Raw genomic sequence first — 23,827 nt, 5'->3', positions numbered from 1 at the left:
CCAATGGAGACAGCAAGGAATGTTTTATACTGACCAGAGATTGCATTCCCTGTGCGCGCCGAAACAAAGGGCCCGATCCTCCACGTGCCCTGCCGTCGCACGCGGCGTTGGGATTCTGCCTGCACAGGCGGCAATAAATAGCAACCCGCATCTGGGAACGTGTCGGTATCTCCACCGTTGATCGAAAATCAATTGAGACGCCGCCATGTACCTCTTCCAGATCTTGCTGCCCCGCGCGGACAATTCCGGAGAGCCGTTTCCCAAACAGGATTTTGACCGCATAAAGGAAGATCTGGCTTGCCGATTTGACGGCGTGACGGCCTACCTGCAGGCGCCTGCCGAGGGGCTGTGGCGGCAGGGCGAACATTCCAGGGACGACGACATCGTAGTATTCGAGGTGATGACCGGAAAAATCGATCTACAAGAATGGCGCAACTGCCGAGCCGAACTCGAGCGGCGCTTCCGCCAGCATCAAGTTGTCATTCGATATATGTTGATGGAGCTCGTCTAGGTCTCGTCATGCCATCCTTCTCGATACACAATCAGTCTACGACCCGGCCGCAGAACCCTTCAGTCCGGTTCGTGTCCAGCGGGAGACGCTACGAATTCGAGGACGTGCCAACCGAGGCGTTTGCCGCATTCCGGACTGCCTTCGCCAAGGCTCGCTTCTCCCGGCATGCAACTCAGGCGTCGCGTCACCGGCTTATTGCGAACCCTGGAAACGGGATCCTTCACGTCATCTCTCCCTCGCCGAGATAGAGCAGGATCAACAGGGCTTATCGTTCCTCATCGCGGAGAGAAGTTCGCGACCACGATTAGTTGGCAACGGAAAGGACGGGGGTGCTTGAAAACCGCCCTGGAACCCCGCGGCTGCGGATTAGTGCGGATAGCCTTGTTCAGAAAAGGCGTTTTCTGAAGTACGTCAAGTTGTAGCCGCCCGACGAGCAGCCTTGCCCTCCAGGCTTGTCGACGCCGCAGGCTGGCTGCGCCTCTTCGCCGACTTACGACCGGGGCTGGTCGCCCCAAGATCGGTGCCGCTTTGTCTATCCGCGCCGCTTTGCAAATGAGCGCTCGGGTGTTGCTCGGCCCACGCCCGTCGAACGGAGAGGCTTGCAGCGACCGCGTGACGCGGCAAGCCTCTGGCCTTCGATTCTAGCTCTGGCGGTTGTACCAGTCGTCAACGTCCTGGCGAACGCGATCTCTTTCGATACCGTAGCGCTCTTGTATGACGCCTTCCAGCTGGTCGCGTTTTCCTGCGATTCGATCAAGGTCGTCATAGGTGAGTTTTGCCCCATTGATCCTTCACCTTGCCCTTGAATTGCTTCCAGTTTCCTTCGACGCGATTCCAGTCCATGGTGACTGTCCTGTCGTGGTTGGCCAGCATCAAGAACGACAAGAGGGTACGAAGGCTCCTGCCCTGAATTATGAAGAAACGCGCTCGGTCGGTTACTTCATGACCGCCCATTCGGCAAAAGCGGGCGTGCCGCGCCGGCGCGATGCTTGGGCCATCATTGGTACCGCCGACGGCGACCAAGCACGCGTAAGAGCGTTGCTATCGGGGCTCCTTGCGAAGATTGAGGTAAGTGTCATCGAACTCGGCGGCTCGAGCCAAGCGGTCCCAGTTCGTGATAGTCACTACCTTGCGTTCCCAGGTGATGAGGTCCGCGCGGCGCAATTCCATCAGCGTTCGATTGAGATGGACGATAGAGAGGCCGATAGTATCGGCCAGCATGCTCTGAGTGACCGGAAATTCGAACGACCAGCCGCGGGTCATTCCGACAACCTCCATGCGCAGGAACATCTCACAAATGAGATGCGCCAGATGGGCCCCCGCGGACCGGCGCCCGAGGCAGGCGATCCACACCCTCTGAATGGCGGCGTCCACCGCCAATACGGTCGACAGCACGCGGAACAGGTGCTGATGGCTGTCGGTGATCCGACGAAGCGTATCATGTCCGATGAACGCCATGCGTGCCGGCGCAAGTGCAACTACATTGTGGTCCATCACGTGCAACAGGAATGCGTGCAGATCCACGAAGTCGCCAGGAATATGGAGAGCCGTTATCTGGCGGCGGCCGTCGGCAAAGGTGACGGTTCGTCCGGTGATCCCCGCGACAATAACGCAACTCTCCTTGGGCTCGGAGTGCTCCGCGACGATCTCGTCGCCGACCTCGTAGTCACGTGTCCGCCAGGGACCGTCCTCAAGTATTGCTCGATCTCCGGGTGTGATATCGTCTCGCCGCTCCAGCACTTTGAACAAGGCGGAAATGTCGGTAACTGATCTGGTCGGCAGTGTCGTCTTACCGGGCAAGCAAACCTCCTCAATGGCGAGAGCCGCTCAGAAAAGATCAGGTCTGGCCGAACCGGGTGCGACTACCTCGTATTCAGGGATTGATCACTTCCGACATCCGTAGAGCGTCGGGCCTCATAAATCTCGTTCCTGGTGAGCTTTGTGGTAAACCCACGACCAAGCGGTATGTTCCGCGACTGTCTCGATTGGCGGCAATTCATATGCAAACCACTCGCCATAGCTCATATGCAAGGCGTTGGCGGCGTGCTGGCTAACAATCCGGAGAACATGATCCGCTGGATACGGTCAGCAAGGGACATCAATCCGCACACCGCCATGCCCTCCACCGGCATCACCGAGCAGCAAGCGCGTGACATCACCGCCTATTTATATCCACTGCGATGATCTAGCCCTCGCCGCGCCGTGACCACAGGCCGCGCCCCCGGATCTTATCCATGACGACCGCCAGGAAGAAGAACACGGCCAGGCAGAAGCGAACGATCAGGACGCAAATTGGTCGAACCGCAGAGAGAGCGCCGGCGATGCTCGCGATCAGACCCGTGATCCTTCATTGTCGATCGACCGATTGTAGGACTCGTCCAAGCTTAGCTCGGTGGTATGCAGCCACTCGACGCTCGGCGGTTTCTCGATGCGCGGCCGGAACCCGATCTTACGCTCGCCCCCGCGCCTTCTTCCCTTCCCGCTTTGCTCTTCGTGCCGAACTGGGCGTCCTTGCCAGGACCGATGGTGGCTATCGGCAATGCCGCCTCTGGCCCCAAAACCCATCGATCAGTTGCGGGACTTCGTCCGGTGAGTGCGACCAGAGTTGGCTCTGATGCTCAATCCCCACGTCGCCCAGATGCACCCGTGCGGTGCTAACCGGTGTGACGATGGGAAAAAATGCCGTTGAATGCCATCGCCGGACATCTGGATCCGCATCCAATCCAGGGTCGAGGACCCGTCCTTGAGTGGCAGGAAGTTTGTTGGAGTATCATGCTACGTCTCCTGAAAGGCTCGCGAGCGCCGTGCTTGCGAGCGGTCAGGGACGTTCCTTCCGAACGCGCAATCTGGATGGCTTGGACTGCCTCCGGTCTAGAGGCGAAGCGGGCGATTCGATCGACATCACTCGTCGGGGCAAGCCGGTCGCGCGGCTCATCGCCGTCGCCAAGCCGCGCAAGCCGATCGATGCCGCGCTGCTTCAATCGCTGACGGCAGCGATGCCGCCCCAGCCTCAGAGTGCCGCCGATCTCGTGCGGTCGATGCGGGATGGCGATCGCTATTGATTCTCTATCTCGACACGTCGCTGCTCGTCGCGGCGCTCTCCAACGAAGCGATGACGCTGCGGGTTCAGGCCTGGCTTGCGGAGCAGGACCCGCGCAGCTTCTGATCAGCGACTGGACGGTCACGGTGATGTCGTCGGCCATAGCGATCAAGCTGCGGACCGGACAGATCAGCCTGGAGCCACGCGCGGCGGCGCTCGCCATGTTCAACAAGCTCGTCGCCGAGAGCTGTGGATCGGCTCACCCCCGACGCACAGCAACGCGCCGCCGCCCAAAGAACTTGAGCAGATGACCGCCATCGCCCGGAAGTACGAAGTGGCTGAGCGTGATGCCCGCAATCGGGCTCTGGGCCGTGCTGGCCAGGAGCGCGTCGTAGCGCATGAGCGTGCCCGTCTGCTTGCCGCCGGCCGAACCGTTCTCGCCGAGCGCACCCGCTGGGTGGTGTCGCACCTGGATGATGACGGTGCCGGTTATGACATTCTGAGCTTCGCCACCAACGGCAGCAATCGGCTGATTGAGGTGAAGACGACCAATGGATGGGAGCGGACGCTGTTTCACATCACGCGCAATGAGCTGGCCGTTGCGGAGGAGCGGCGCAGTGATTAACCGCTAGTGCGGTGGTGGAATTTTGCGCGGGAGCCGAAGGCGTTCGAATTACTGCCGCCGCTGGAGGCAAATGTGTCGCTGATGGCGACCAGCTATCAGGCGAACTTCATACAGTGGGCCGTGAGCCGTCTGTCGGCTTTCGGGGCGAAGACGTGGTAGCTGCTGTAACCACACAGGCGGGCGCGGAGGCGGTGTGAGCGGGTTGCACTGTTGGGTTGGATGACCGGTTGCGCACGCAGGCCGGCAGGGGAAAGGATCCCCTGCGGGGAGACCCCGCAACGTCCCCTTCGGCTTGGCCAGACGACGCAGACGTTCCTGTCTCGTGGCGTGGCCGACAGTGACAGCGCCAAACGATGATGATCGTACGGAATATTTGTAGATGGCTGAGAAGAAAGGCCATCTCCGCCGCCAGACCGGACGCTTTCAGGGCCGGTCAACCACCTGTTCCCCGTGCGCTTGCTGCCGTGGGATAGTTCTGCCGCGCAAGGACGGAGGAACCTGCCCGATGGCAGGATAGGCTCGCATACTTCGACGGGCTCTTATGTGGAACAAAGCTGGCCAGCTGCGGTTTCGTACAGAAGCCGGCGCAGTGCAAGTTAACGCGCCGTGCTGCTGGGTCGCAGGGCCCAGCCAAGAGCCCGCTCCTCCTCCTCCCTCAGGGGCGGGCTCTTTTCCTCAAGGCAACCGCCCGATCCTCAGTACGCGGAGGGCCACATGAAACAACTTCTCTCAGATCTGAGCGCAATGGCCGAACCCGGTTTCTGGATAGCCTTGGGTCTTTTGGTACTGCCTTACGCCGTTGGAGTATTCTTCCTGATTAAGACATGCCATTGCCTTTGATCGCCCGGCCCTGGCCACCCCAAGCTGATCTGAATAAACAACTTGATAATTCCTCGGGGGCCCACCGCCACTGGGCGGCTTGGGTCCAGCCAAGGCGTTGCGCTCACGCAAAAAAGACGGAGGCTAAATTGCATCGGCCGATGAACTTGCGCGCGAATATTTGGCCGGGCGTTTGGCTTTACACGGCAGCTCCCATTTCCGGGGAACCATAGCATGTTAGCCATTCGATAGCCGCGGCAGGCCCCGACTAGGCGGCGCTCGCCCTCAGCACCTTCCACAAAGCACTAAAGTTGCGAGTGCAGCCTGCTGGCCAGCCAGTCCGTTACCTTTTCTGCGAGGGGACGCGCTTCCCATTCGCTCAAACTGATCTGCCTTGATCGCGCAAGATCTTGGTTGAACAGGTCGATCTGCGTTTTGGCAAAATCCTGGCCGTAGACGTTTAGCGTGGCTTCATCGTTCAGGCGCAAAGAGCGCTCGTCCAGGTTGGCAGAACCAAAGCTCGTCCAGACGTCGTCAACGATCAGGAGTTTGGGATGATACATCGTTGGCTGAAACTCGAAGATCCGAACCCCGGCTTTGAGTAGGTCGCCCCAGAAGTATCGTGAGCCTTTTCGAACCAGTGGCACGTCCGTGAGGCGATTGGGCACGATCACATCGACTGCCACCCCACGCTTCCTGGCGTCCAAGATCTGCTGAAGGGCAATATCGTCAGGCACGAAATAGGCCATTCCTATGCGAAGATGATCCTTGGCGGCAGCCATCGCCGCCAGCATCATCAGTTCCATGTTCTCCGAGCCGTTTGGCTGCGAAGAAAGGATCAGCTGAGCACCAAGCGCTCCTGCTGGCTCGGGTGGCGGGTAGAACTTTTCACCCTGCAATGTCTCACCGGCCGTCTCCAACCAGTTTTCGGCGAACGCTGCCTGAAAGGCAGAGACTGCGGGTCCTTTGACTTGGTAGTGCGTGTCGCGCCACTCATCTGGGTTGCGGGCGTCTCCAAGCCAGTTATCGGCAATACCGACGCCGCCGGTAAACGCGACCCGTCCGTCAACGATGAGCAGCTTGCGATGGGTCCGATTGTTTATACGATCCAACGTATACCAATGGATAGGTCTATAGCGCTGAAACCGCACGCCGGCGCTTGTCATGATCTCGATCAGGTCTTCATCGAACGGCAGGCTGCCGACCCAGTCAACGAGCACACGGACCTCGACACCGTCTCGGGCTTTGGCTGCCAAGGCGGTCGCGAATTCATAACCGACGACGCCCGACCAATAGATATAGGTCTCGAAATCGATTGTAGAGCGAGCCGCATGGATCGCCTGCAGCATTGAAGGAAAGGTCTCATCTCCGTTGACAAGGGTTTGTACCGAGTTTGAATCGAACAGCTGTCCTTGCGAATAACTGCTCATGCTCCTTACAAATTCGGGATCCGACGCGTCGAAACGGTGCGGGACAAGCGTTCGCAAGATGCGTGGCTCAGGCGCTAAGTTTATGGCCAGCACGGTGATCAGACTGGCGATAAGCGCGGCGGCTGCGTATCTGAGGTACGGCAATAGATGGTCCAGCTTTTGGCCAAACCTTACCGGCTTGGCGCCAGCAAGGAACGCCACGAAATCGGAAAGGCTCACGTCAATCGCCTTGCTGTTTATGGTTGCGATGGTTTTCGATTTCCTCAGGTTCTTCCTTGTCAATTCGCGTGATGTTCGACGCCGAGCTATTTGCTCGCAACATCTCATCCAGTTTGGCATGGATCGCTTGAGTGTCGCGGTGCTCTGCTCTTTGAATGAACAGCGTCATAGCCCAAGTGAAGAGGGTAGCCGCCCCGTGCCAATTCAAACTTTCCCGATCGAAAACTAACCAAAGGGCCGCGTAAGCTAGCAGCACCAGGAATGCCGCGGGGCGAGAGGTCAGCGTGCCGATTGAGGTGAGCACACTCGTGATCGGGTGATTTGCCATCACGCAAGAACTTTCGAGCCTGACGCAGGTTCCCCCTCTGGCAAGCACTGCAACGCATGCGGGCGAGCCCAGCGCGGGCCCTCGCCCCCGCAGTGGCCGCACCGGATGTTCCATCGACGCGGCGTCGTATCATCATTTAACACTGCCTGGGCGCCTTCCCATCTCACCTTGTCGGAAGCAACAAACGACCGCTTTTCAAATCGACCAAGCAAGCCGGTCGGGCGATGGCCTGGACCAGCCGCGTTTCGACAAAGCGTTGCATCCTTCGTGCGAAATCCGCGTTGAGAGATGGATCATTGAAGGTGGTGCTCCCATGGACTCCAAACCGGCCGTTCCTCACGCCGAAACGGCTACAGCGCAAGACGCTGAAATCCTCGTGAATAAAACGGCACATTTCGTCGAGGAATGGATCGAGGAGCACAAGGTCAAAGTGCCCGCCGCAGTGCCAACCGAAATAGCTGCCGAGAGGATGGCGGATCAATGTATCTCCGATGCCGAAAGCGAAGGGATACTGGCCGACGAGATCAACGACGAAGTCGGCGACCTTAAGGAGTACATCGCCGAGACCGTGCTCGGGGAAGATGGCTCAGACAACGATAGTCGTGAGGAACCGGCTGTCGCGACGTCGTCCGAATCAGACCGTGGAGATACGAATGCCGAAATCCCGCTTTGAATTCATAGAGATCACGGCGCAACCCGCAATTCAGGCGAAATGGAAAACCTTGCTGCCGCCCAGGCGGAGGCGAAAAGAGCGGCGCAGGAAGCGATGCTCGACGGGATTGCCGCAGGTATGGATCCGACATGCTGGGTGACCAAGATCTATGATGAAGCCGGCTATCTGGTTTCTGACGATCGGGTTTCAGGATCTGGTGTCCACGCCAGCAGCCGATGGTCAGCCGGTCGACGACGAACCTGGTGTAATGCGGTCAGGCTGAGAGAGCCTCAGCCGCCGTAGCGCCCACCGAGTTTCGCTGTTGCCGTCAATTCAGCTCGGCCCAGTTGGTGCGTGATCACTCGGCTTTTTCTAAGCCGGACTGCGAGATCAACACCGGCACCGCGGAGGTTGTTGGAGAGTGAGGGGTGACAACAACGTGATCCATCCGCAGGCGTGAGCTGCGATTGTAGCCGCCCCTAAAGGAAAAGTTCCAATAGGCATAAACGCCTTTCTCTGGGTGGATCCGTCGCACAGAGTCAATCCAGCCATTCACAAGCATCTCGGCATAGGCCTGTCGACTTCTGGAAAGTAGATTGCGTATCCCAGCCAACGCGCCGGAACCACGGCATCGATCGGGCTCGAGCCGACATTGTAGTCGCTGCACAGACGGCATTCGGCTCCGTCTTGGAGCAGTGAATGACTATGGCCGATCAGCCGTTCGAACCAGCGGATCTTGCGTGCCAATTTCGAGCCGCGCAGATAAAAATGGCGGGCTGGGTCGAAGCGCAGGCCGCCTATACAACCGGCTTTTATCGCTAGTGTAAGACGTCGACGATCTGATGGGTATCTGGATCGACAAGCACGGTCTGATCATTAATCACCGCTACCCGGTATTTGACGTTAGGAACTTCGCGCAGTTCAACTTTGTCCGGCACTGATGAGCCCAGCTTAAGCTCCACGCCCAACAGGTTGATCGAGGCCAAGGGCTGCTTTTTCACATATTCGCGGACAACTGTCTCCTGCTCTGGCTGGACAACGACAACGTCCTGCGCAGCGGCAACGCCGATTCCAGCAACCAGCAACAACGCGGCAGTGGCGCCAGTGACATGTATTCTCATGATTTATTTCCTCTTTGTGGGCTGAGCGCAGGATGCCTCGACCCTAAGCTGAACGTGAGGAAATCAGAAACGTTCCTCTGACAGGACTTCAGTCTGACACCGGCTGAGAAAGAGCCGCGGCCGATCGGCGTCGAAGCTGAGAGGCACGAGGCCCATCGTCGATCTGAGGAACGGCGCCGGAGTGGAAAGCAGCCCGAACGGCGAGACGACGTCGCCGGAACTGGAGCCGTCAGCGTTCGCGCGCAATCGCAGCGCAATCGTTGGCGGTTCTGCTGCGTCTGCAGGTAAGAAACCGCACGCGAGAGTCAACGCGCTGCTCTGACCGGAAAGGCTTTGCAGCGCTGCCGCTTGGGATAGATCATTTCTGCGCGACTGGGTCAGAATCCGGCGGCCAACAGTTCGATGCATCCGCTTAATACATTCCCAAGATCCGTCGGATACCGGTACTCTGATCACCAGGCGCCAAAGTGTGTGCGTTTCGGGAACTATTCCGGCTCGCAGGCTACTTCCTCTTGCGAACTACGGCTTCTGCCTGCGCCGGCGCCTTCTGAATGTTGGCGGCGCCGCCCATGTCCCCATTCTTCGTGCGCCCGGCCCCAGGGCCTGCCCCAATATCGGCACCGGTGGTTGGGTCGGAAGAGGGATCCGAGAGTGTCCGCTCCGCCATCTTGGCAGCGACTTTCTTGTCTTTGGTATTGAGCTTGACCGTTGCACTCCCGTCTCCGCCATCAATGGGCATGACCTCCTCGAGATCGTCGACGCGGTCCCATTCGTCTCCCGAATTCCAGGGCCCGGTGGCGTCGCCCTCTCCTTGCGAGGTGTTGACGTAAATGCTGGCAAACTTCTCGATGCCCGGGAGCTTGCCCGACGGAAAGTTGTTTTCTATCGCATAGAGCGCTTTCTCAAACGACTTTTGGTGGGCGACCTCACGCGTCATCAGAAAACCGAGGGCTTCCTTGATGCCAGGATCATCCGTGATGTTGATCAGTCGCTCATACACGATCTTGGCGCGCGCCTCAGCCGCTATGTTGGAGCGCAAATCCACCGTGGGCTCGCCGCGGGAATCGATATACGCAGCGGTCCAGGGCACCCCGGCTGAGTCGCATAATGCGGGTGCGCCGCCGAACAAGATCGACTCTTTGGCCGTCGTGCCACTGGCACCGACCATCAAATACAACTCGGCTTCCTTCATCTGGCCCTCGGCAAGCTGTGCCTTCAGGCCTTTGTTGAGCATCGTGACGATCGACCCGACCACTTCGAGATGGCTGAGTTCCTCGGTCGCGATGTCGAGTAACATGTCTTTCCGGCCGACATCGTCCTCACCCAACCCTTGCGTGAAATAGCGCATCGCGGCGGCAAGCTCGCCATCGGCTCCGCCGAACTGCTCCATTATCATGCAAGCGAGTCGCGGGTTCGGCTCTGAAACACGTACGGTATATTGCAGTCGCTTATTGTGCATGAACATGGGGGCCCCTCCAGGGTTGGCATCACCCAACCCCCGGCCACCAGGAATGTTCCCTCGTACACGGTGAACGCGATAGACCGCCAACGATTAATCGCGGGGCGCACCTTCACTGCAAGGACGCTGCGGGGAATGGCACCGACAACTACACGGCTAGCGGTGCTGCTACCTCGCCCTCGCAGAATTGCAGCAAGTAGTCCGGCAGGGGAATTGAGCTCAGGCCTAGCACTGTCCGGGCCTGAAGCTTCTCCAGATCCTGCAGCGGAGCGTGTCTAGCTTAATTCACTTCGACCGCGGTTTGGCAGCATGTCCTACGGCTCCGCCAGGTGACTATAGTTTGGATTGGACCTCGATTAGGAGGCGCCTCATCGAGGCTCAGCGTCAGCATCTGCCGACAACTGATTTTTCAAACCTACATCCTGACCGGATCCATGCTGGCCTGACACGACAAGCCGGTCGAAATTCCCGTTGCTCTGTTGATCGTACTCGTTCTCCGCAATTTCGAAGGCAGCAAGCTGAACCATCATCTGCCTCGCACGGGCAATGAGCGCGGCATCGCCCATCCCAGGATCGGAGATGGCCATGGTAACCGCGATCTTTTCGCCGCCTTCACCAAGAAACTCGACCAGGACGCCTTCTGGTCTTGCATGTACCGCCGTTTCGAGAAGCCGCATCTTCGCCTCCTGATTTTGATTAACGAAGGTAAAAGCTGTCCAAGGTGGAAGGTTCCGCCCGAACATGCAGATTCGCTTGCCATACCTCGCTGGTGAGCGGCTGCTGTGCGCCCAATGAATTTCCCCGCGATTCCCTTGAGAACGATCCCTTGCCTGCATTAGGTTCAGTGAATCACCAGCCAGCCCGAGGCGACGATGAATCGTGAAGCGAGCAAAACTCTTTCATGCCGCGCCAAGAGCTGGGCGACCACACTCACCGAACACAAAAGCGTCACCGGGAGCGGGGGCGAAGCAGCGTTCGGGCCGTGGCTGGCTGCGGAACTGCGCCGGGACCGTGCCTATCGGCACGCGCAGATTTGGACGATCGAGGTTGGGCCCGGAGACGGCCGCCACTGCGTGGCAATGCTGCTGCGCGGCGCTGGTCGTTCGACGGTCTTGCTGACCGGTCACTATGATACTGTGGCAACAAGCGACTATGGCGAGTTGGAGGATCTGGCCACCCGGCCCGAGCCCTTGACATGCGTGTTGCGCGATAGCCTAGCCGAGAGCATTATCCCCGCTGAAAAGCGTGCGCACGATGACCTGGCGAGTGGCGAGTTCCTCGCTGGACGCGGACTGCTCGATATGAAAGCCGGCCTGGCCGCCGGCTTGGCGGTGTGCGCAGAGTTCGCTGAAAGCGTCTATCCAGCGGGAAACCTGCTGTTCATTGCCGTGCCTGACGAGGAGAACAACTCTGCCGGCGCTCGCAGCGCAGCACAGATGCTGCCAGAGATTGCCGCCCAGCACGAGCTTGATCTCGTCGCAGGAATTAACCTCGATGCGATCGCGGATGATGGCGACGGCAGCAAGGGCCGTGTCATCGCGCTTGGAACGGTCGGCAAACTGCTTCCAACCGCTTATGTCGTCGGCATGCCCGCGCATAGCGGGTTTCCGATGAATGGCCTCAACGCCGCGGCAATCGCCGCAGCCATCGCCTCGCGCCTGGAATGGGCAGTTGAACTTACGGACGACTGCGGCGCATCGCCGGGCACGCCACCGAGCCTGCTTGGCATCCGGGACGGAAAACTAGGATATGACGTCACCACGCCGGCAGCCGCCTACGTCATCGTGAACGTGCTGACTTATCGCCGCACGCCGGAGGAGGTCCTCAACCGGTTCGACAGACTATGCGCGGGGGCAGCCTCCGTGCTCCTGGCCGAACTCAAGCGTCGCGTCGTTCAACAGCATGGCGCAAGCCACACGGATTTGGACAAGGGCATTCCGCTCTTGCGGTTCGAGGCTTTGGTCGAGCGCCTCGGTCCGCTGGGCAGGGCGCGGCTGGACGCGCTGCAAGCTGCGGTCGCCGCGGGTGATCTGCCCTTGCCCGAGCAATGCCGGCTGATCACCCAGAAGGCTTGGGATCTCAGCCAATTGTCCGGACCTGCAATCGTCACCGGCTTTGGCTCCATGCCCTATTTGCCGACAAATCTATCCGAGAGTGCGGCAGCGGTCCGGCTTCGAGCCGTGGCAATGGAAGTAGCGGAAGGAGCCCCGGCACGCTACGGCACGGCGATCGGCTGCGCGGAATATTTCGCGGGGATTTCGGATATGAGCTTTTTCGGCGAGGCAGCCGAATCCTGTCTCGACGTCGTCGCCCGCAACACGCCCGCATGGAAGCACACCATACGCTGGCCGTCGCAACGGGGGTTGGCCAATCTCCCGACCGTCAATATCGGCCCGTGGGGCCGCGACTACCATACGCCGCTGGAGAGGCTGCACACCGGCTATGGGTTCGATATCCTGCCTCAACTCATCAGCGACGTCTGCGCCAGGTTGCTCCAGCCCCTTCCCTGACCAGCACCTCTTCAGCCAGGAGGATCAACTCGGGTGTCGAGGCGCACGGCAGACACTTCGATCCCCCACCGTGGTCGGCCGTCAAGCAGAACCTTTCTGAGGCAGTTCGACCTCTTCCTCGACTTGCCTTCGCAACGGGTGGCGAAAGGGCCTTGCTTCGTCGGTTGCGCGGCTAACCGATCTTTTCGAGCGAGCTCGCGATCCAAGCTCTCGCTCTCCCCTGCCCTTGCCGACGCGATGCCGGCCCGGATTAGATTGGTAATGCGGCATGGACGTTTCGGTCGTGGACATGGCTTTCTCCTGCCTGCCTCCCTTTTCGCCGTCCCGCCCGTCCTAGCCATTGCACCGGGCGACGATCGCGCCATTTTTTCTTCCTTGACCTTGGCGATGCTGGATCTGGTCGCCGGAAGCTTGGTCGCCCTAGGTTTGTTGCCGGGTGTCTTGGCAACCGGCGGTGGGTTGAATCAGGAACACCATCAGGAAGGTGATGATCGTCGTTCCGGTGTTGATGATCAGTTGCCATGTTTCCGAGACGCCAAAAGTCGGCCCCGAGATAGCCCATGCAAAACTACGGACTTCGCGCAAAGCGCAAACGCCCAAGGGCGTCTGATTGCACGCGCGACGGCATTGGCCATCGCGTCGAATGTCTTTCCCATTATGTGGCCCTAAAATAATAGCCCCGGCGTCTGCCGGAGCTATCGAATAAAAGTTCGCTCAGGCAGCCTCAGCCATAGCCCGTTGGTTGACTCCGCCTTCGCCAAGTGCGTTCAGCGCCTCGTCGGTGGCAGTCTCTTCTTTCAACGTTGCCTGAAGAAGCCTTGCAGCGTCTGCCATGCCAAGCTGTTCCGCCCAAGCGACAAGGGTCCCATATCGGGCAATCTCGTAGTGCTCAACAGCTTGTGCAGCAGCCACCAGCCCGGCGTCGATCGCCGGAGCACCTTTATATTCTTCCAGGATTTCGGAGCCCTCTTCGAGAATGCCATCGATGGCCGGACACGTCTTCCCGCGCGCTGGCTTATCGAGAAGTTCGAACACTTGCTCAAGTCGCTTCACCTGACCTTCGGTTTCCATGCGGTGCTTCTCGAAAGCAGCCGAGACTTCTTCGGATTCTGCCACCTTCGCCATTTTCGGCAATGCTTTGAGGATTTTCTTTTCAGCGTAATAAATGTCCTTCAGACCGTCGAGGAATAGATCTTCGAGACCGTTCGCGGATGCCTTCGCACTCCTATTAGTCGTCGCCATTGCTGTCTCCGTTAGATTGAGGTACCTCATGCAGGAGGCGTGCCGATAACAAAACAGATGGCTTGAGGTTCCGATTAAGCTTCGATGTCATTCGTTAAGCTGGCAACACAGGCAGTTCTGCTGAGGATCCATCGGGCGTGGTTCAGCTTGTCTTTGCGGCCCCTGCCGTCCCCCAGGAAGGTCGATGATATCGCGTTTCCCGAGCACTAGCCGCAATGACTGCGTTTATCGTGCACGAAAAGGCCTTCGCTTTGACTAACCGGAGCGGTCGTTCCCGCCGACGACCTAAGCGGCGGCGTTACAAATTCAGTTCTTCCAATCGCGGAATTTGGTACCGGTGTCTCAAGTCCACACGGATTGGCCAATGGCCGGTCGTGGGCCAGCGAGGGTCTCTTCTTTCACGAAAACCAGGCAACATCCTGTTGCCGCCTGTCAACAATTGCGGCCCGCCGCCATGTCTCTATCATGGTCTCAGAATTTACGCGGCGGTTCAGTGAGTTTTTCCGGTCGGCGCATCGGTCCTCTTTCCCAGCATAGGGATGGCCCTTTCCCTGTCGAAGTATGACGTACTAAGGACCGGGACCAGCGATGGACAATCGTCAGGCTCCTCCAGTGATCGCCCGGATGTCAGTTCTTGAATTTCATCACCGGGCAATTCGGCTTTCCAGATTGGCAATGCGCTCAGCGAGGAAATAGCGCCCGACCACAAAACCTCCGCTTCCAAATAGAACTGCGAAGGTGGCGAATGCTGTGGGGTTGCTGATGACCAGAGCTCCATTGGTCTGGAAGAAATCGATCAGGCCATCCATTTGGCAGTGCTCCTAGTTTCGAGGTAATTAGTGTATTTCGAGTCGTACGGGCCACCCGTGTCGCATCTCGTGCAGAAAACCGCCCTCTCGACCGAACTGGACAAGCCACCTTTACCGTAGTGTCGGATAAATCGGCCGCCCTTCGGCATGATGTGAGCAGTCTTGCACCAGGCCGTAACATTTGCCATTCGCCGAGAGCACCAAGCGAAACGTCAAGTCGTCTCAAGTGCGGTTTCTCATCCCAGTCCCAGACTTCGATCCGGAAACTGCCGTCGCCAGTGTCCATTACCGCCCTTCCTCGCCAAGCGTGAGAAGCCATTCGACACTGCCATCCGGGATGGTGCCAATTAGCGTTCTGGCGCATGTTTGCGCTTTCCATAACCGTTCCTGCTCAGATCTCCTAAAATAAGGAATATATTCCTATCAAGTCAAGAGCTGATTGACACCCGGGCTCTCATTTTGTCCAACACCAGCTAGCAGCGAACAGCACGATACCGCATGAAGAACGGACGCGACTGCGGCCGGTCATAGTTCGCAATAGATGCTTGTCGCCCCAGGTTCCAGCGTCTCCTGTCGTGCGACCAAGCCCCTGCCGTTCATACAAACGATGTGCGTTTTGGACAGTAAGCCGAACAGCAAACGGCCTCGACGGGCGTAAATCCGATCCCGATGCCGTCGTGGTCGTTTCGCTCCTTACGTTCCACCCCGACACCGTATGTCGGTGAACGGTCACCTACGTTGCGGTTGCGGAAGTTGAAACGGCGGCAATTGCCGGCCGATCATGGAAGCGGACATAACGATGTTAGCGGTACGACAATTTTGCCGTATCCCTAGATCGTGGGAACGCAGTTCAAGCTGGTCATCGACTGCGCCGCCGCGCCTTTCGAGCCGTGTAATTCTGATTGGCGCTCCGCCACGCCCGGCTTCTCGTCAACAGCCGCTGGATAGTGTCCCCTCAAAAGGATTGTACTAAAAACGACCTCCGATCCGAGCCAGCCCGAAGCCTCGAACGCCTGTGGAGGCTATGTCAGCCGATCTAGATTGCATATCCGCATGCTAACGCTTGCGCAACAAAGCCGGCACAACGTGGTGGAAGGCGATTCCCTGATTGCGGTGTTCACCTCCGGTAGTCGCTGAAAACCATGCGGCCGCAGCGCCAAGTGCGGAGCCCGCGGCCGTCGCGAAGCTGAATATGGCCCTTATGTTGGCCGAAAGGCGCACGGTCGTTTCGTTGAGTTGCGCGTCGGCGGGATTGACCACTGCATCCGCGCCTTTTCCGGCAATCATCGCAAAGAAAAACGCCGCTCCGAGTGTTGCTAGAGCCCAGACCGCGATGCCATGTATGCCATCGCGGAATTCGCTCTCATTTGCGTCGCTGTCCTCCCAGCGCGTGCGCATGCGTCCAGCTACATAACCGCCCGCTGCGGAACTTGCTACGGCCACGACGACTACCCATAGCCCGGCCGCCAGCACGTTCCAAGAAGCGCCGCCGTTGGGAAGAGTAGGAGAACCCAGCGCCAAGCCGGCACTTGATCCGAATTGCAAAAGAACCACTGAGATGGCGCAAGCGATGATCCCGCCGCCAAATATGCCCCCCCAACCAAGATAGGACGGTGCAGCCACCACCCTTGGGCTAACTGCAGGGCTTTCGGGGACTGTGTCGGCCATGATCTTACCGTAGTCCAAGGAATGACAGAACGAACAGAACGATCACGACGAGGCCCACGAGATATATTATTCCGTTCACGACGTTCTCCCCTGATTGCGAATAGACGAACAACGTGTCCGGGATGTTTTGGTTGCAAGAGAGCTGTCCCGGAAATCTGAAGGTCTGTGACAAGTGCAAAGTGTGCTGAGATCGGCACCCCCGACCACCTCTACAACCCCCGGCACTCGACGCTGGGCTATCTGAGCCCCGTCGAATTCGAGGAGAAAGCAATGCTAGCTTAACGGCGTGGCCGAAAAACCCGCAGCAGGCCAAATAGCATGTGCTGGAACCCCTGTCCGCTCCTACAAATCTGGTCGGCACAAACGGGACGGTTGATGAAGGGAAGGAACCGACTTCGAGGCAGGCAACGAGATCTGTCTCGTTTCACGATGTTGGGCTATGGCAAGGGCAGGAGTCCGTCCTTTCACCGTATATTCGCGATCCCGGTAGCTTCCCGCCGCGATCCATACAGTTTTCGAACGTTGGTAGATCGTAATGCCCCGTGCGTTCGCCCGCGCGAACAGATCTGCGTCATTTCGATACATTGGTTCCAACCCCCGTGACCCCTCGAGGGGTAAGGTGCAACGAACATGCCAAAGTTTACGCGTAGCTAATATTACACATCGCCGAGCTGCCAGATGCGCCATGGAAGTGCACTGCCAGCCTCAGCGCTAAGGTGTCCCGTGGGTGTTTCCGCTGTATTGCACGTGGACTGGCGCCAGGTAACAGAATAGCGCGATCCGGAAACATTTGCTTAAAATTGTATTTCTTGGCCATCGGTGCCGGCGAACCCTCATGGCGGTTCGTCGCGCCAGATCACCCGACGCTCCCAACGGATCTCGACCAGCCTGCGAAAGCGGATCGTCTGCAATTCCTGGCCGACAGGGTGGAACAGCTCGGCGTTCATTGAACGCTTCTCGCCGCATGTCTGGCAACGGACCTTGGCGCGCACCTCGTCTATGGTGATGTTCCCAACGACCTCGCGCAATTCAGCCGGCTTGTAGAAGCGCTTGATATTGCAGTGGCCACAGCGGAGGCGCACCACCTGCCCTGCGTTATGGGCATTCAATAGTTTCCAAGGCACGCCGCGCGGCCATCGTTCGGGTTGTTCCGGCATAGCCTGAAATGAGGAACATATTCCTCCAAGGTCAAGGGGCGCTTGACATTTTCGTTCCTATTTTGTTCACTCCTTGCAGGATAACCACAGCACGGCGCAGACGGCGATCGGTATCTGAGGAGAGATCCGTGTCCGACCATGTATTGCCTGGCCAGAAAAAGCCGAAGCTGATCGTTGTCGTTGCGTTTGACCGTGGCGACGAAGGCGATCTCTGTAGCGCATACGGGCCGGCGGATCAGCAAAGCGAGGAACGGCAGTTCGTACGTTCAAGGCGCTGGCTTCCAAACATATCGGCGTCATTGCATGGAGCCGCGATGCCGACCCGGCGCTTGGCGACTACGGGCCGCCCACAACGCTATTTGTCAGCGGCGACGTACCCGACATGGAATAGCCGCAAGGTTCGATGCGCCCTACGAGCTTTCGGGGCGCACCGTCTCCACGGCGAGCGATCCGGTCGGAAGCGGTCGCAGAAGCTCGGCCTCGGGCTTCGTCAGGTTAATCCAGGCTCCCCAATTCTCCGGTTGGAGGACTACGACCTGCCGATTGTGATACGGCGCGACATCCGGCCCAGGCTCGGTCGTCAACATGGTGAAGGTCGGCGGCTTGTTGCCGACAGCGTCACGCCAGAGTCCCGCGATGGCCATGAACGGAGAGCCGTTGAGCGTGAAGCGATGTTTTGCCTTTGGATATTTCGTGCCGGTGAATTCGAAGAAGGCGGAAGCCGGGATGAGGCAGCGTTTACTGCCGCCGAACTGACGCCCTTCCGAGCGGAAGTTGAACACAGGCCCGCCCTTCGGGCCGGATGGTGGAAATCCGAATGTCATCGAAGCGAGCTCGATGGCGTCGTCAGCGGCGGCGCGCATTATCGGTGCCGGGTCGTTAATATGAATATCATCCGCCTGCGGCAGATCGAGCTCGGTTTGGTGGGTCGGGATTTCAAGCGCGAGCGATGCCATCATCCGGCAATATTCGGCCCAGAGTACATGCTGCTCGTAGTCGTTGCACATGAAAGAGGCTCCTTGCTCATCCGAAAGTAATTCCGGTGAGCATTTTTTAGCGCCCACAAAGGCCTACCTTGTCCACACCTATTAACAAAGGTTAATTCCAATGGTTCCGGGCGCGTTTTGCTGGTATATTTCCCGCCGCGTTGCGAACGCTGTTCTCGTCCTGGCATCGCCTGTTTTGCGGTCCGTCAGTTGCCGCTTCAAGAGCGATCCGGCCGGTCCGAACCTGTCTATGTATTGTCCTTCTGTAACCAACTTTGCCTTGAGGTGTCTGTCTTATGGTCTTGGCCTGCACCGGTTCCGGCGACGCGAACTGGTGACCGCGACAGCCGGTTTTCATCGTCAATGAGCGTCAGCCGCGATGGTGCTGCGTCGCTCCACTGCCAGAGCACGAGATTGAGATCATTCCTTGTAGCCCCGGGTGCGAAGCTCCTGACCAGCAGAGCGCGATACCCCTTGGCAATCAGGTGACGGGCGAAGGCTTGTGTTTTCGCCTCACCGGCAATTTTCATTTGATCGCGCCAGGCGGGATCGGCTAGCGCGCTGCTGTCCAATTCTTCGGCATTCAGGGCTGCTTCATCGCGGGTGTCGAAGATGTTGTCGACGTCGGCATCGTAGGACACAAGCGTGGTCGGCTGAAAGCTGCCAGCCTGATTGGCTTCGCGTAGCGCAGTGAGCACGGTCAGTGAGGAAGATAAGGCTGGAACGCCCTTGGCATTGAAGCGACCGCCATAGAGTTCCGCGCCTCGGCCTGCCAGGGGCTCGCTTGCATAGATGGGATTGAGAGCGCGATAGAGCGGACCACGATAGCGCATGCGAATGATCAGGCGTGGATACCGGCATCAACCGCATCGATATATTCGAGCACCTCGTCCGCACGACCGCTGCGAACGAGTTGCATCGCCGTCATCCCAGAAAAGCCCGGAAGGGGCTCTGACCGATACCATGCATAAGCCATCAAGGCCGAGCCAAAACGCCCTTCCACCTTGTTGATGACCTCCACCAACTCGCGCAGCCGGCGCTGCGTCCTGTCCGACCGGACCCGATCTTTGCGTTGAATGGCGTCTTTTCCCAACCCAACCGTACGAGCCACTTCCTCGCTGGTTGTCTGGAACGTGGCTGCGATCTTGCGAGGAGCGAAAAGTCCGTTGTCGGAATATTGCATGAGTCCCATTGCGATCTCCTGAAGCAGTCCCATTGCGATCTCCTGAAGCAATGTCTTGCCGCCTCCATTGACGCAATATAGCGTCAACAGCTGTGGCGTTCAAGGGTCCCCCCTTCCTGAAGTTCGCGGCGGATCGGCCACCCGGATGCCAGGGTTCGAGCTCCCGTGAGCCTTGCTCATGCGTTCTCCTCCTCACCAACATCGGGGTCGTCAGGGACGACTTCATCAAAGATGACCGACCAATCGCGTTCCGTCTTCCCTTCGGGGTTGTCGGCAGCTTTGGTCGTCAATCCCTTTAGTCTTTGCGCCGCGGCGGCGAAACGAGCCTCTATCGCCGGCTTGGAGGCGAGTAGTATCTCACTTGGCTTTGCAGCCTTGGACGAGGCTGTCGTCTGGGGTGCGCCGAAGCCTGCGGTGACGTGAACCTCCGACATCTCGACCTTCGAATCGATGCCCTGGGTCGCCGGGACACCCATTCGGGGGAGGAACTCGACCGCCGGTACATAGGGGAGGTTGGATCTGGAGAACCTTTCCATCTTTGCGAACGGTGCAGTTGCAAAGAACCGCAGCTTATTGGCCAGGATTGGCCTCTGCCCTTCCACCAGCACAATCATCTTGCCGGCAGGCATTTGCCTTACCTCCTGTGGCATCATCAGGTCACGTTCTCGCACTTGCTCGACCTTGGTCCGGCGATGAAGGCCCATGAGCTCGATGCTGCGCGATTCGGTCCTGTAGCGAACCGTTCTTCTGCCAAGCGCCTTTGAAACATATTCGGCAGTGACCTGATCGTTGGCGCCAAGGACAAGCTGATAGCCGCAGTTTCCCATCAAGGAGTGACGCGCGGTCTCGCCGTAGATTTCGTCGAGGTTCTTGATGTCTTGAATGATGAACGCCATTTTTATGTTGTAGCCGGCCACGTAAGGCAGCTTGCTCGTGATCTCGGTGACTTTTCTCAGCTGCCGAAATTCGTCCAAAAGGAAATAGATCGGCAAGGATTTCGGATCCTGCGCCAGCAGAAGCGTGTCGAGGGTCTGCTGAACGAAGAGCGACAGCAGCGGCTTCAGCATGGCGAGGTCGGTGATGTTGGGGGCCAGGTAGATCGAGATCGGGCGGTGCTTCAGAGCGCGAAGGTCCATGTCGGTGACCGTGGTGGCGGCGACAACGCGCTCGTTGCGGAAGGGCCGCAGCGCCTTTTGGATGTCCAGCAGGGCGGACGCGGCAGCGCGGTCCGACAGCGCAATGTAGGCATTGAAGCTTTCCACCGTGAACCGCGACAGGTTGCCTTCCTTTTCCTTGATGAAGGCCATCAAGGCCTGGAGATTGACGCCGCTGTTGAAGAAGGATGTCACCTCGCCAAGGTTGCGCCGGCCTCGATAGACGTCGCTCTCAGTCACGTAGCTGATCGCGCCCGCCAGCACCAATTGGGCGGTGGCCTGCCAGATCGCGTTCTCCGATTCCACGCTCTCGGGGACAAGAATGCTGGCGATGTTGAGGATGTCGGTCGTCCGGTCGCCGCGGTCGGGCCTGATGAAGTCGAGCGGATTGTAACGATGTGTTTTGTCGCTGCCTGGCGCAAACAGGAACACTTGGTTCCCCTTTGCCTTCCGGTAGCCGGCCGTGGAGCAAAAGATCTCGCCTTTCAGGTCGGTGACGATCATCGACCCTTGATGGGCGAGTGCATTCGAAATGACGTAGCATGTTCCCTTGCCCGAGCGGGTCGGTCCGATGACCAGATGATGGCGCTCATCTTGGACGCGAAGGATATGGCGACCGTAGCGTCCAAGGATGTATCCGTTGCTTCGGAACCACTTGCCGCGCCGAAGCGAGAAGGTGTTTTGAAAGCCAGCATCGCCAAGCGGTTCAGAAACAGATCGCAACCCAAGAGCGGCAATCGATCCGGCGGCGATGAGCGAGACAAGGCCTGCTCCCAGGCCGATACGCCGCAACACCTGATTCTCGGGATAGCGGGACAGTTGCTGGAACGCGGCCAGCGGATTGGATGTCACCGTTGCTTTGAGGATGCGGCCGTCGCCATATTGGATCTGCAGTGCCAAACCGTAGGCCAGCAGCCAGATGACAAAGCCAATCGCGAGGCAGAAGACGATGTAGGCGATGCGCAGGGAGCCCGTCATGATCGGCTCATTCTGGAAAAATATAGTTCCGATACACCGCGTCGACCGCCATCGCGTCGAAGCTGGATGACGATTGGAATAACGCTACGGATGTAGGAGATCAGATCAGCCTTCGGGTACGCCGCGGACAGGCCTGATTGCATCACCATCATGGCGAGCTGTTCATAGGCACCGCGGGGCGTGTCGGCATGGACGGTCGACATCGAGCCTGGATGGCCCGTGTTGATCGCACGCAGGAACGAAAACGCCTCCGCTCCCCTCACCTCTCCGACAAAAAGGCGGTCCGGCCGCATGCGCAGCGAGGCCTCGAGCAGGTTCTGGATGGTCACGGCGGCTGTGCCCTGGTCGCCTTTGGATGAAAGCAGATGAACCGTGTTTGGCTGGGGCGGAGACAGCTCGCGCGTATCTTCCAGCGTGATCAGGCGCTCACGCCTGTCCACGGCTTTCAGGCAGGCATTCAAGAATGTGGTCTTGCCGCTTGACGTTCCACCACTGATCAGAATGGAGACACGGCTCGCGATTGCCGCACGGATAAAGCCATAAATGTCGTCCCTGCACAGAAGCTCGATCATGGCGCGATCGGCGCTGCTCCTGCCTGCGATCGCCACCGAAACCTGACCGAACGCGCCCTCGTCGCGGTAGTCCTCGAGCGTGAAGTCACCCACGACCTGCTTGCGGATTGAAACCGCGCCGCCATCGGGAGCCGCTGGCGGCAACACGAACTGGATGCGTTCTCCCGACGGAAGCGCGGCGCTCAAAATCGGGTTGGCGGAGCTGATGAATTGGTTCGTCGCAGCCGCGACCCGTTCGCCCATATTGACGATGTCACCGGTGGTGAGGCTTGGAATGTCGTGGAATTCCATGTGGCGGGCACCTAGCCGCTCGACATAGACATGGCCGGGCTTGTTGATCGAGATCTCAACCACTCTCGGGTCGGCCAGCAGGTGCTTCAACGGTTCGAGAGACCGGTAGAGAAAGTAGTGTTGGTCATTGTTGGCAGGCTCAGTTGAAGCCACGCTCATGACGAATTTCCTTCAATGCTTCGGAGACCGGGTCGTCGTAGAGGGCTGAAAAATCGAGGTCCTGGCGCACGAACACGAATATGCGCTCGCCTTGCGGCACGCTGATCGTCGGTGGAATTTTCAGGCTCTCGCCAAGCGCCTGGTTGGCCATGTCGGAGAACGTCTGGGCAATAGTGGCGCGGGCAAGATCTTCGGCGCGGGGCCCATCGTCGCTTCCGCTCGTAACTGCCTGGCTGCCATAGCCGGCCAGATAGCTTGCGCCCCCGCCCACGATCGACAGCAGAATGGCTGCGCCAAAGCGTTCACGAAATTTGGTGTCGACGCGGCCGGTAAGGCCCGAGCGGCCAATACTGTCGGCGCCCATCGAGTTCAACCGAATACTGACACCGTCATCGCGAAGCAATCGCGTCCAGATGACGAAAATGCGCTTTTGACCGCGGATGACTTCCGACTGATATTCGCCGATCAGGCGCGTGCCAATGGGAATGAGGATACGCCTGCCATCGAACGAATAGACATTGTCGGCGACGATGGCGCGGATTTGACCTGGCAGATCGCTGACGATCGCCGTTTCCAGAATACCTGGAATGAGGGAGCCTTCCGCCACCAGGGCGTCGATGCGGGGAATTTTCCTGGCCCTTGCCGACCGATCACCGATGCTGGCGGCGGCCGCCAGGAACTTGCTGTTGCGGTCCTCACCGGCGACCACGGGTCTCTGCCCCATCTCGGCTGTTGGACTTTCTTGATCGCGGCCTGAGCCTTCGTCGTCAAAGACGACCATGTTGGATCGAAAGCGTTTCGGAAACTCATCCTGAGGCGCGGCGGCCTCGGCTGGGGACACCGCAGGCGATGGCGGCGGAACAGTGAACTGCGTTGTCGAGGACTCTGGCTCTGGCGGCGGCGGGGGTGGCGGG

24 protein-coding genes and 4 pseudogenes are annotated in these 23,827 nt (G+C 58.8%); 10 read left to right on the top strand and 18 right to left on the bottom strand.

Translation table 11 applies throughout. The features are described from left to right. Nucleotides 1–205: 205 nt before the first annotated feature. Nucleotides 206–511, top strand: coding sequence for a hypothetical protein (locus tag LB533_RS13640; protein ID WP_140642176.1), 306 nt, complete (start codon nt 206–208; stop codon nt 509–511). A 641-nt stretch (nt 512–1,152) separates the two neighbouring features. Here LB533_RS13640 and LB533_RS13635 read toward each other — a convergent pair. Both LB533_RS13635 and LB533_RS13630 read right to left on the bottom strand, forming a co-directional pair. Further along, nucleotides 1,153–1,354, bottom strand: a pseudogene (locus LB533_RS13635) (CsbD family protein). A gap of 198 nt (nt 1,355–1,552) precedes the next feature. After that, nucleotides 1,553–2,311 carry a Crp/Fnr family transcriptional regulator gene (locus LB533_RS13630; protein WP_224557377.1) on the bottom strand — a complete coding sequence of 253 codons (759 nt, stop codon included), beginning with the start codon at nt 2,309–2,311 and terminating at the stop codon, nt 1,553–1,555. Between the two features lie 165 nt (nt 2,312–2,476). Between LB533_RS13630 and LB533_RS13625 the strand changes: the two genes are divergently transcribed. The 4 genes and pseudogenes from LB533_RS13625 (at nt 2,477) to LB533_RS13610 (ending at nt 4,176) form a co-directional block, all read left to right on the top strand. After that, the gene (locus tag LB533_RS13625) at nt 2,477–2,695 is read left to right on the top strand and encodes a c-type cytochrome (RefSeq protein ID WP_224677350.1); all 219 of its coding nucleotides are present in this window, start codon (nt 2,477–2,479) and stop codon (nt 2,693–2,695) included. A gap of 671 nt (nt 2,696–3,366) precedes the next feature. Beyond that, the gene (locus LB533_RS13620) at nt 3,367–3,573 is read left to right on the top strand and encodes a type II toxin-antitoxin system Phd/YefM family antitoxin (RefSeq protein ID WP_224677349.1); all 207 of its coding nucleotides are present in this window, start codon (nt 3,367–3,369) and stop codon (nt 3,571–3,573) included. Next, nucleotides 3,573–3,799: pseudogene (locus LB533_RS13615) on the top strand (type II toxin-antitoxin system VapC family toxin); the annotation flags it as partial. The gene LB533_RS13620 and the pseudogene LB533_RS13615, both read left to right, overlap by 1 nt. 59 nt (nt 3,800–3,858) lie before the next feature. Beyond that, nucleotides 3,859–4,176 (top strand): DUF3883 domain-containing protein, encoded by a 318-nt coding sequence (locus LB533_RS13610; protein ID WP_224677348.1) that lies wholly within the window; start codon nt 3,859–3,861, stop codon nt 4,174–4,176. A gap of 1,124 nt (nt 4,177–5,300) precedes the next feature. Here the strand turns inward: LB533_RS13610 and LB533_RS13605 are convergent. Together LB533_RS13605 and LB533_RS13600 are read right to left on the bottom strand one after the other, a co-directional pair. Further along, nucleotides 5,301–6,644: a phospholipase D-like domain-containing protein gene (locus tag LB533_RS13605; protein ID WP_224677347.1), complete on the bottom strand. Its 1,344-nt coding sequence runs from the start codon at nt 6,642–6,644 to the stop codon at nt 5,301–5,303. Nucleotide 6,645: 1 nt separating this feature from the next. Beyond that, complete coding sequence (locus LB533_RS13600; protein WP_224677346.1) at nt 6,646–6,972, bottom strand: low affinity iron permease family protein; 327 nt, start codon at nt 6,970–6,972, stop codon at nt 6,646–6,648. 313 nt (nt 6,973–7,285) lie between these two features. Here LB533_RS13600 and LB533_RS13595 point away from each other — a divergent pair, with 313 nt between their 5' ends. From LB533_RS13595 to LB533_RS29850, 3 genes are all read left to right on the top strand, one after another. Beyond that, nucleotides 7,286–7,645, top strand: a complete 360-nt coding sequence (locus LB533_RS13595) for a hypothetical protein (protein WP_224677345.1) — start codon at nt 7,286–7,288, stop codon at nt 7,643–7,645. Nucleotides 7,646–7,684: 39 nt separating this feature from the next. Further along, nucleotides 7,685–7,927 (top strand): DUF6894 family protein, encoded by a 243-nt coding sequence (locus LB533_RS30110; RefSeq protein WP_411970883.1) that lies wholly within the window; start codon nt 7,685–7,687, stop codon nt 7,925–7,927. A gap of 396 nt (nt 7,928–8,323) precedes the next feature. Then, on the top strand, nt 8,324–8,446 hold the full coding sequence (locus tag LB533_RS29850; RefSeq protein WP_263487495.1) for a hypothetical protein: 123 nt from the start codon (nt 8,324–8,326) through the stop codon (nt 8,444–8,446). Here the strand turns inward: LB533_RS29850 and LB533_RS13590 are convergent. The 3 genes from LB533_RS13590 to LB533_RS13580 form a co-directional block, all read right to left on the bottom strand. Beyond that, nucleotides 8,443–8,745 (bottom strand): DUF1236 domain-containing protein, encoded by a 303-nt coding sequence (locus LB533_RS13590; RefSeq protein WP_224677344.1) that lies wholly within the window; start codon nt 8,743–8,745, stop codon nt 8,443–8,445. The two genes, LB533_RS29850 and LB533_RS13590, sit on opposite strands and share 4 nt — an antisense overlap. 502 nt (nt 8,746–9,247) lie before the next feature. After that, nucleotides 9,248–10,210, bottom strand: a complete 963-nt coding sequence (locus LB533_RS13585) for a manganese catalase family protein (RefSeq protein WP_224677343.1) — start codon at nt 10,208–10,210, stop codon at nt 9,248–9,250. A gap of 362 nt (nt 10,211–10,572) precedes the next feature. Then, on the bottom strand, nt 10,573–10,881 hold the full coding sequence (locus LB533_RS13580; RefSeq protein ID WP_224677342.1) for a hypothetical protein: 309 nt from the start codon (nt 10,879–10,881) through the stop codon (nt 10,573–10,575). A gap of 195 nt (nt 10,882–11,076) precedes the next feature. On the opposite strand from LB533_RS13580, the gene LB533_RS13575 reads away from it, so the two are divergent. Continuing rightward, nucleotides 11,077–12,714, top strand: a complete 1,638-nt coding sequence (locus tag LB533_RS13575; protein ID WP_224677341.1) for a M20/M25/M40 family metallo-hydrolase — start codon at nt 11,077–11,079, stop codon at nt 12,712–12,714. Nucleotides 12,715–13,167: 453 nt separating this feature from the next. On the opposite strand, the pseudogene LB533_RS13570 reads toward LB533_RS13575, so the two are convergent. From LB533_RS13570 to LB533_RS13550, 5 genes and pseudogenes are all read right to left on the bottom strand, one after another. Then, nucleotides 13,168–13,370 (bottom strand): annotated as a pseudogene (locus LB533_RS13570) (low affinity iron permease family protein); the annotation flags it as partial. A 58-nt stretch (nt 13,371–13,428) separates the two neighbouring features. Next, nucleotides 13,429–13,956, bottom strand: coding sequence for a ferritin-like domain-containing protein (locus LB533_RS13565; RefSeq protein WP_224677340.1), 528 nt, complete (start codon nt 13,954–13,956; stop codon nt 13,429–13,431). A 644-nt stretch (nt 13,957–14,600) separates the two neighbouring features. Next, a complete protein-coding gene (locus LB533_RS13560) occupies nt 14,601–14,765 on the bottom strand; it encodes a hypothetical protein (protein WP_224677339.1) in 165 nt (54 codons plus the stop codon). Between the two features lie 1,056 nt (nt 14,766–15,821). After that, complete coding sequence (locus LB533_RS13555) at nt 15,822–16,433, bottom strand: hypothetical protein (protein WP_224677338.1); 612 nt, start codon at nt 16,431–16,433, stop codon at nt 15,822–15,824. 833 nt (nt 16,434–17,266) lie between these two features. Further along, a complete protein-coding gene (locus LB533_RS13550) occupies nt 17,267–17,515 on the bottom strand; it encodes a hypothetical protein (RefSeq protein ID WP_224557365.1) in 249 nt (82 codons plus the stop codon). Between the two features lie 203 nt (nt 17,516–17,718). Between LB533_RS13550 and LB533_RS13545 the strand changes: the two are divergent. Further along, a pseudogene (locus tag LB533_RS13545) lies at nt 17,719–17,981 on the top strand (hypothetical protein). Nucleotides 17,982–18,000: 19 nt separating this feature from the next. Here the strand turns inward: LB533_RS13545 and LB533_RS13540 are convergent. From LB533_RS13540 to virB10, 6 genes are all read right to left on the bottom strand, one after another. Continuing rightward, a complete protein-coding gene (locus tag LB533_RS13540) occupies nt 18,001–18,597 on the bottom strand; it encodes an SOS response-associated peptidase (protein WP_140553992.1) in 597 nt (198 codons plus the stop codon). 227 nt (nt 18,598–18,824) lie between these two features. After that, a complete protein-coding gene (locus tag LB533_RS13535; protein WP_224677337.1) occupies nt 18,825–19,409 on the bottom strand; it encodes an RES family NAD+ phosphorylase in 585 nt (194 codons plus the stop codon). Nucleotides 19,410–19,417: 8 nt separating this feature from the next. Continuing rightward, complete coding sequence (locus tag LB533_RS13530) at nt 19,418–19,768, bottom strand: MbcA/ParS/Xre antitoxin family protein (RefSeq protein WP_224677639.1); 351 nt, start codon at nt 19,766–19,768, stop codon at nt 19,418–19,420. 167 nt (nt 19,769–19,935) lie between these two features. Then, entirely contained in the window at nt 19,936–21,891 is a 1,956-nt protein-coding gene (locus tag LB533_RS13525) for a type IV secretory system conjugative DNA transfer family protein (RefSeq protein ID WP_224677336.1), read from the bottom strand. Then, nucleotides 21,888–22,913 (bottom strand): P-type DNA transfer ATPase VirB11, encoded by a 1,026-nt coding sequence (gene virB11 / locus LB533_RS13520; RefSeq protein ID WP_224677335.1) that lies wholly within the window; start codon nt 22,911–22,913, stop codon nt 21,888–21,890. Before virB11 ends, LB533_RS13525 begins: the two co-directional genes overlap by 4 nt. Continuing rightward, nucleotides 22,894–23,827 (bottom strand): type IV secretion system protein VirB10 (gene virB10, locus LB533_RS13515; RefSeq protein ID WP_224677334.1); only part of this gene is annotated, 934 nt, incomplete at its 5' end. The genes virB10 and virB11, both read right to left, overlap by 20 nt.

The organism is Mesorhizobium sp. BR1-1-13 (genome assembly GCF_020165515.1).
Lineage (GTDB): Bacteria > Pseudomonadota > Alphaproteobacteria > Rhizobiales > Rhizobiaceae > Mesorhizobium.
Note: the sequence above shows the minus strand (reverse complement) of the source record. Positions and strands in the feature narration are given on the sequence as shown.

Bases quoted from the DNA above. Each gene is read 5' to 3' on its own strand.
- LB533_RS13560 (WP_224677339.1), bottom strand. From the start codon at position 14,765: ATGGATGGCCTGATCGATTTCTTCCAGACCAATGGAGCTCTGGTCATC.
- LB533_RS13565 (WP_224677340.1), bottom strand. From the start codon at position 13,956: ATGGCGACGACTAATAGGAGTGCGAAGGCATCCGCGAACGGTCTCGAA.
- LB533_RS13530 (WP_224677639.1), bottom strand. From the start codon at position 19,768: ATGGGACTCATGCAATATTCCGACAACGGACTTTTCGCTCCTCGCAAG.
- LB533_RS13590 (WP_224677344.1), bottom strand. From the start codon at position 8,745: ATGAGAATACATGTCACTGGCGCCACTGCCGCGTTGTTGCTGGTTGCT.
- LB533_RS13625 (WP_224677350.1), top strand. From the start codon at position 2,477: ATGTTCCGCGACTGTCTCGATTGGCGGCAATTCATATGCAAACCACTC.
- virB11 (WP_224677335.1), bottom strand. From the start codon at position 22,913: ATGAGCGTGGCTTCAACTGAGCCTGCCAACAATGACCAACACTACTTT.
- LB533_RS13600 (WP_224677346.1), bottom strand. From the start codon at position 6,972: ATGGCAAATCACCCGATCACGAGTGTGCTCACCTCAATCGGCACGCTG.
- LB533_RS13585 (WP_224677343.1), bottom strand. From the start codon at position 10,210: ATGTTCATGCACAATAAGCGACTGCAATATACCGTACGTGTTTCAGAG.
- LB533_RS13540 (WP_140553992.1), bottom strand. From the start codon at position 18,597: ATGTGCAACGACTACGAGCAGCATGTACTCTGGGCCGAATATTGCCGG.
- LB533_RS13555 (WP_224677338.1), bottom strand. From the start codon at position 16,433: ATGGCCGACACAGTCCCCGAAAGCCCTGCAGTTAGCCCAAGGGTGGTG.
- LB533_RS13640 (WP_140642176.1), top strand. From the start codon at position 206: ATGTACCTCTTCCAGATCTTGCTGCCCCGCGCGGACAATTCCGGAGAG.
- LB533_RS13580 (WP_224677342.1), bottom strand. From the start codon at position 10,881: ATGCGGCTTCTCGAAACGGCGGTACATGCAAGACCAGAAGGCGTCCTG.
- LB533_RS30110 (WP_411970883.1), top strand. From the start codon at position 7,685: ATGGAAAACCTTGCTGCCGCCCAGGCGGAGGCGAAAAGAGCGGCGCAG.
- LB533_RS13525 (WP_224677336.1), bottom strand. From the start codon at position 21,891: ATGACGGGCTCCCTGCGCATCGCCTACATCGTCTTCTGCCTCGCGATT.
- LB533_RS29850 (WP_263487495.1), top strand. From the start codon at position 8,324: ATGACTATGGCCGATCAGCCGTTCGAACCAGCGGATCTTGCGTGCCAA.
- LB533_RS13535 (WP_224677337.1), bottom strand. From the start codon at position 19,409: ATGCGCTATCGTGGTCCGCTCTATCGCGCTCTCAATCCCATCTATGCA.
- LB533_RS13610 (WP_224677348.1), top strand. From the start codon at position 3,859: ATGACCGCCATCGCCCGGAAGTACGAAGTGGCTGAGCGTGATGCCCGC.
- LB533_RS13575 (WP_224677341.1), top strand. From the start codon at position 11,077: ATGAATCGTGAAGCGAGCAAAACTCTTTCATGCCGCGCCAAGAGCTGG.
- LB533_RS13595 (WP_224677345.1), top strand. From the start codon at position 7,286: ATGGACTCCAAACCGGCCGTTCCTCACGCCGAAACGGCTACAGCGCAA.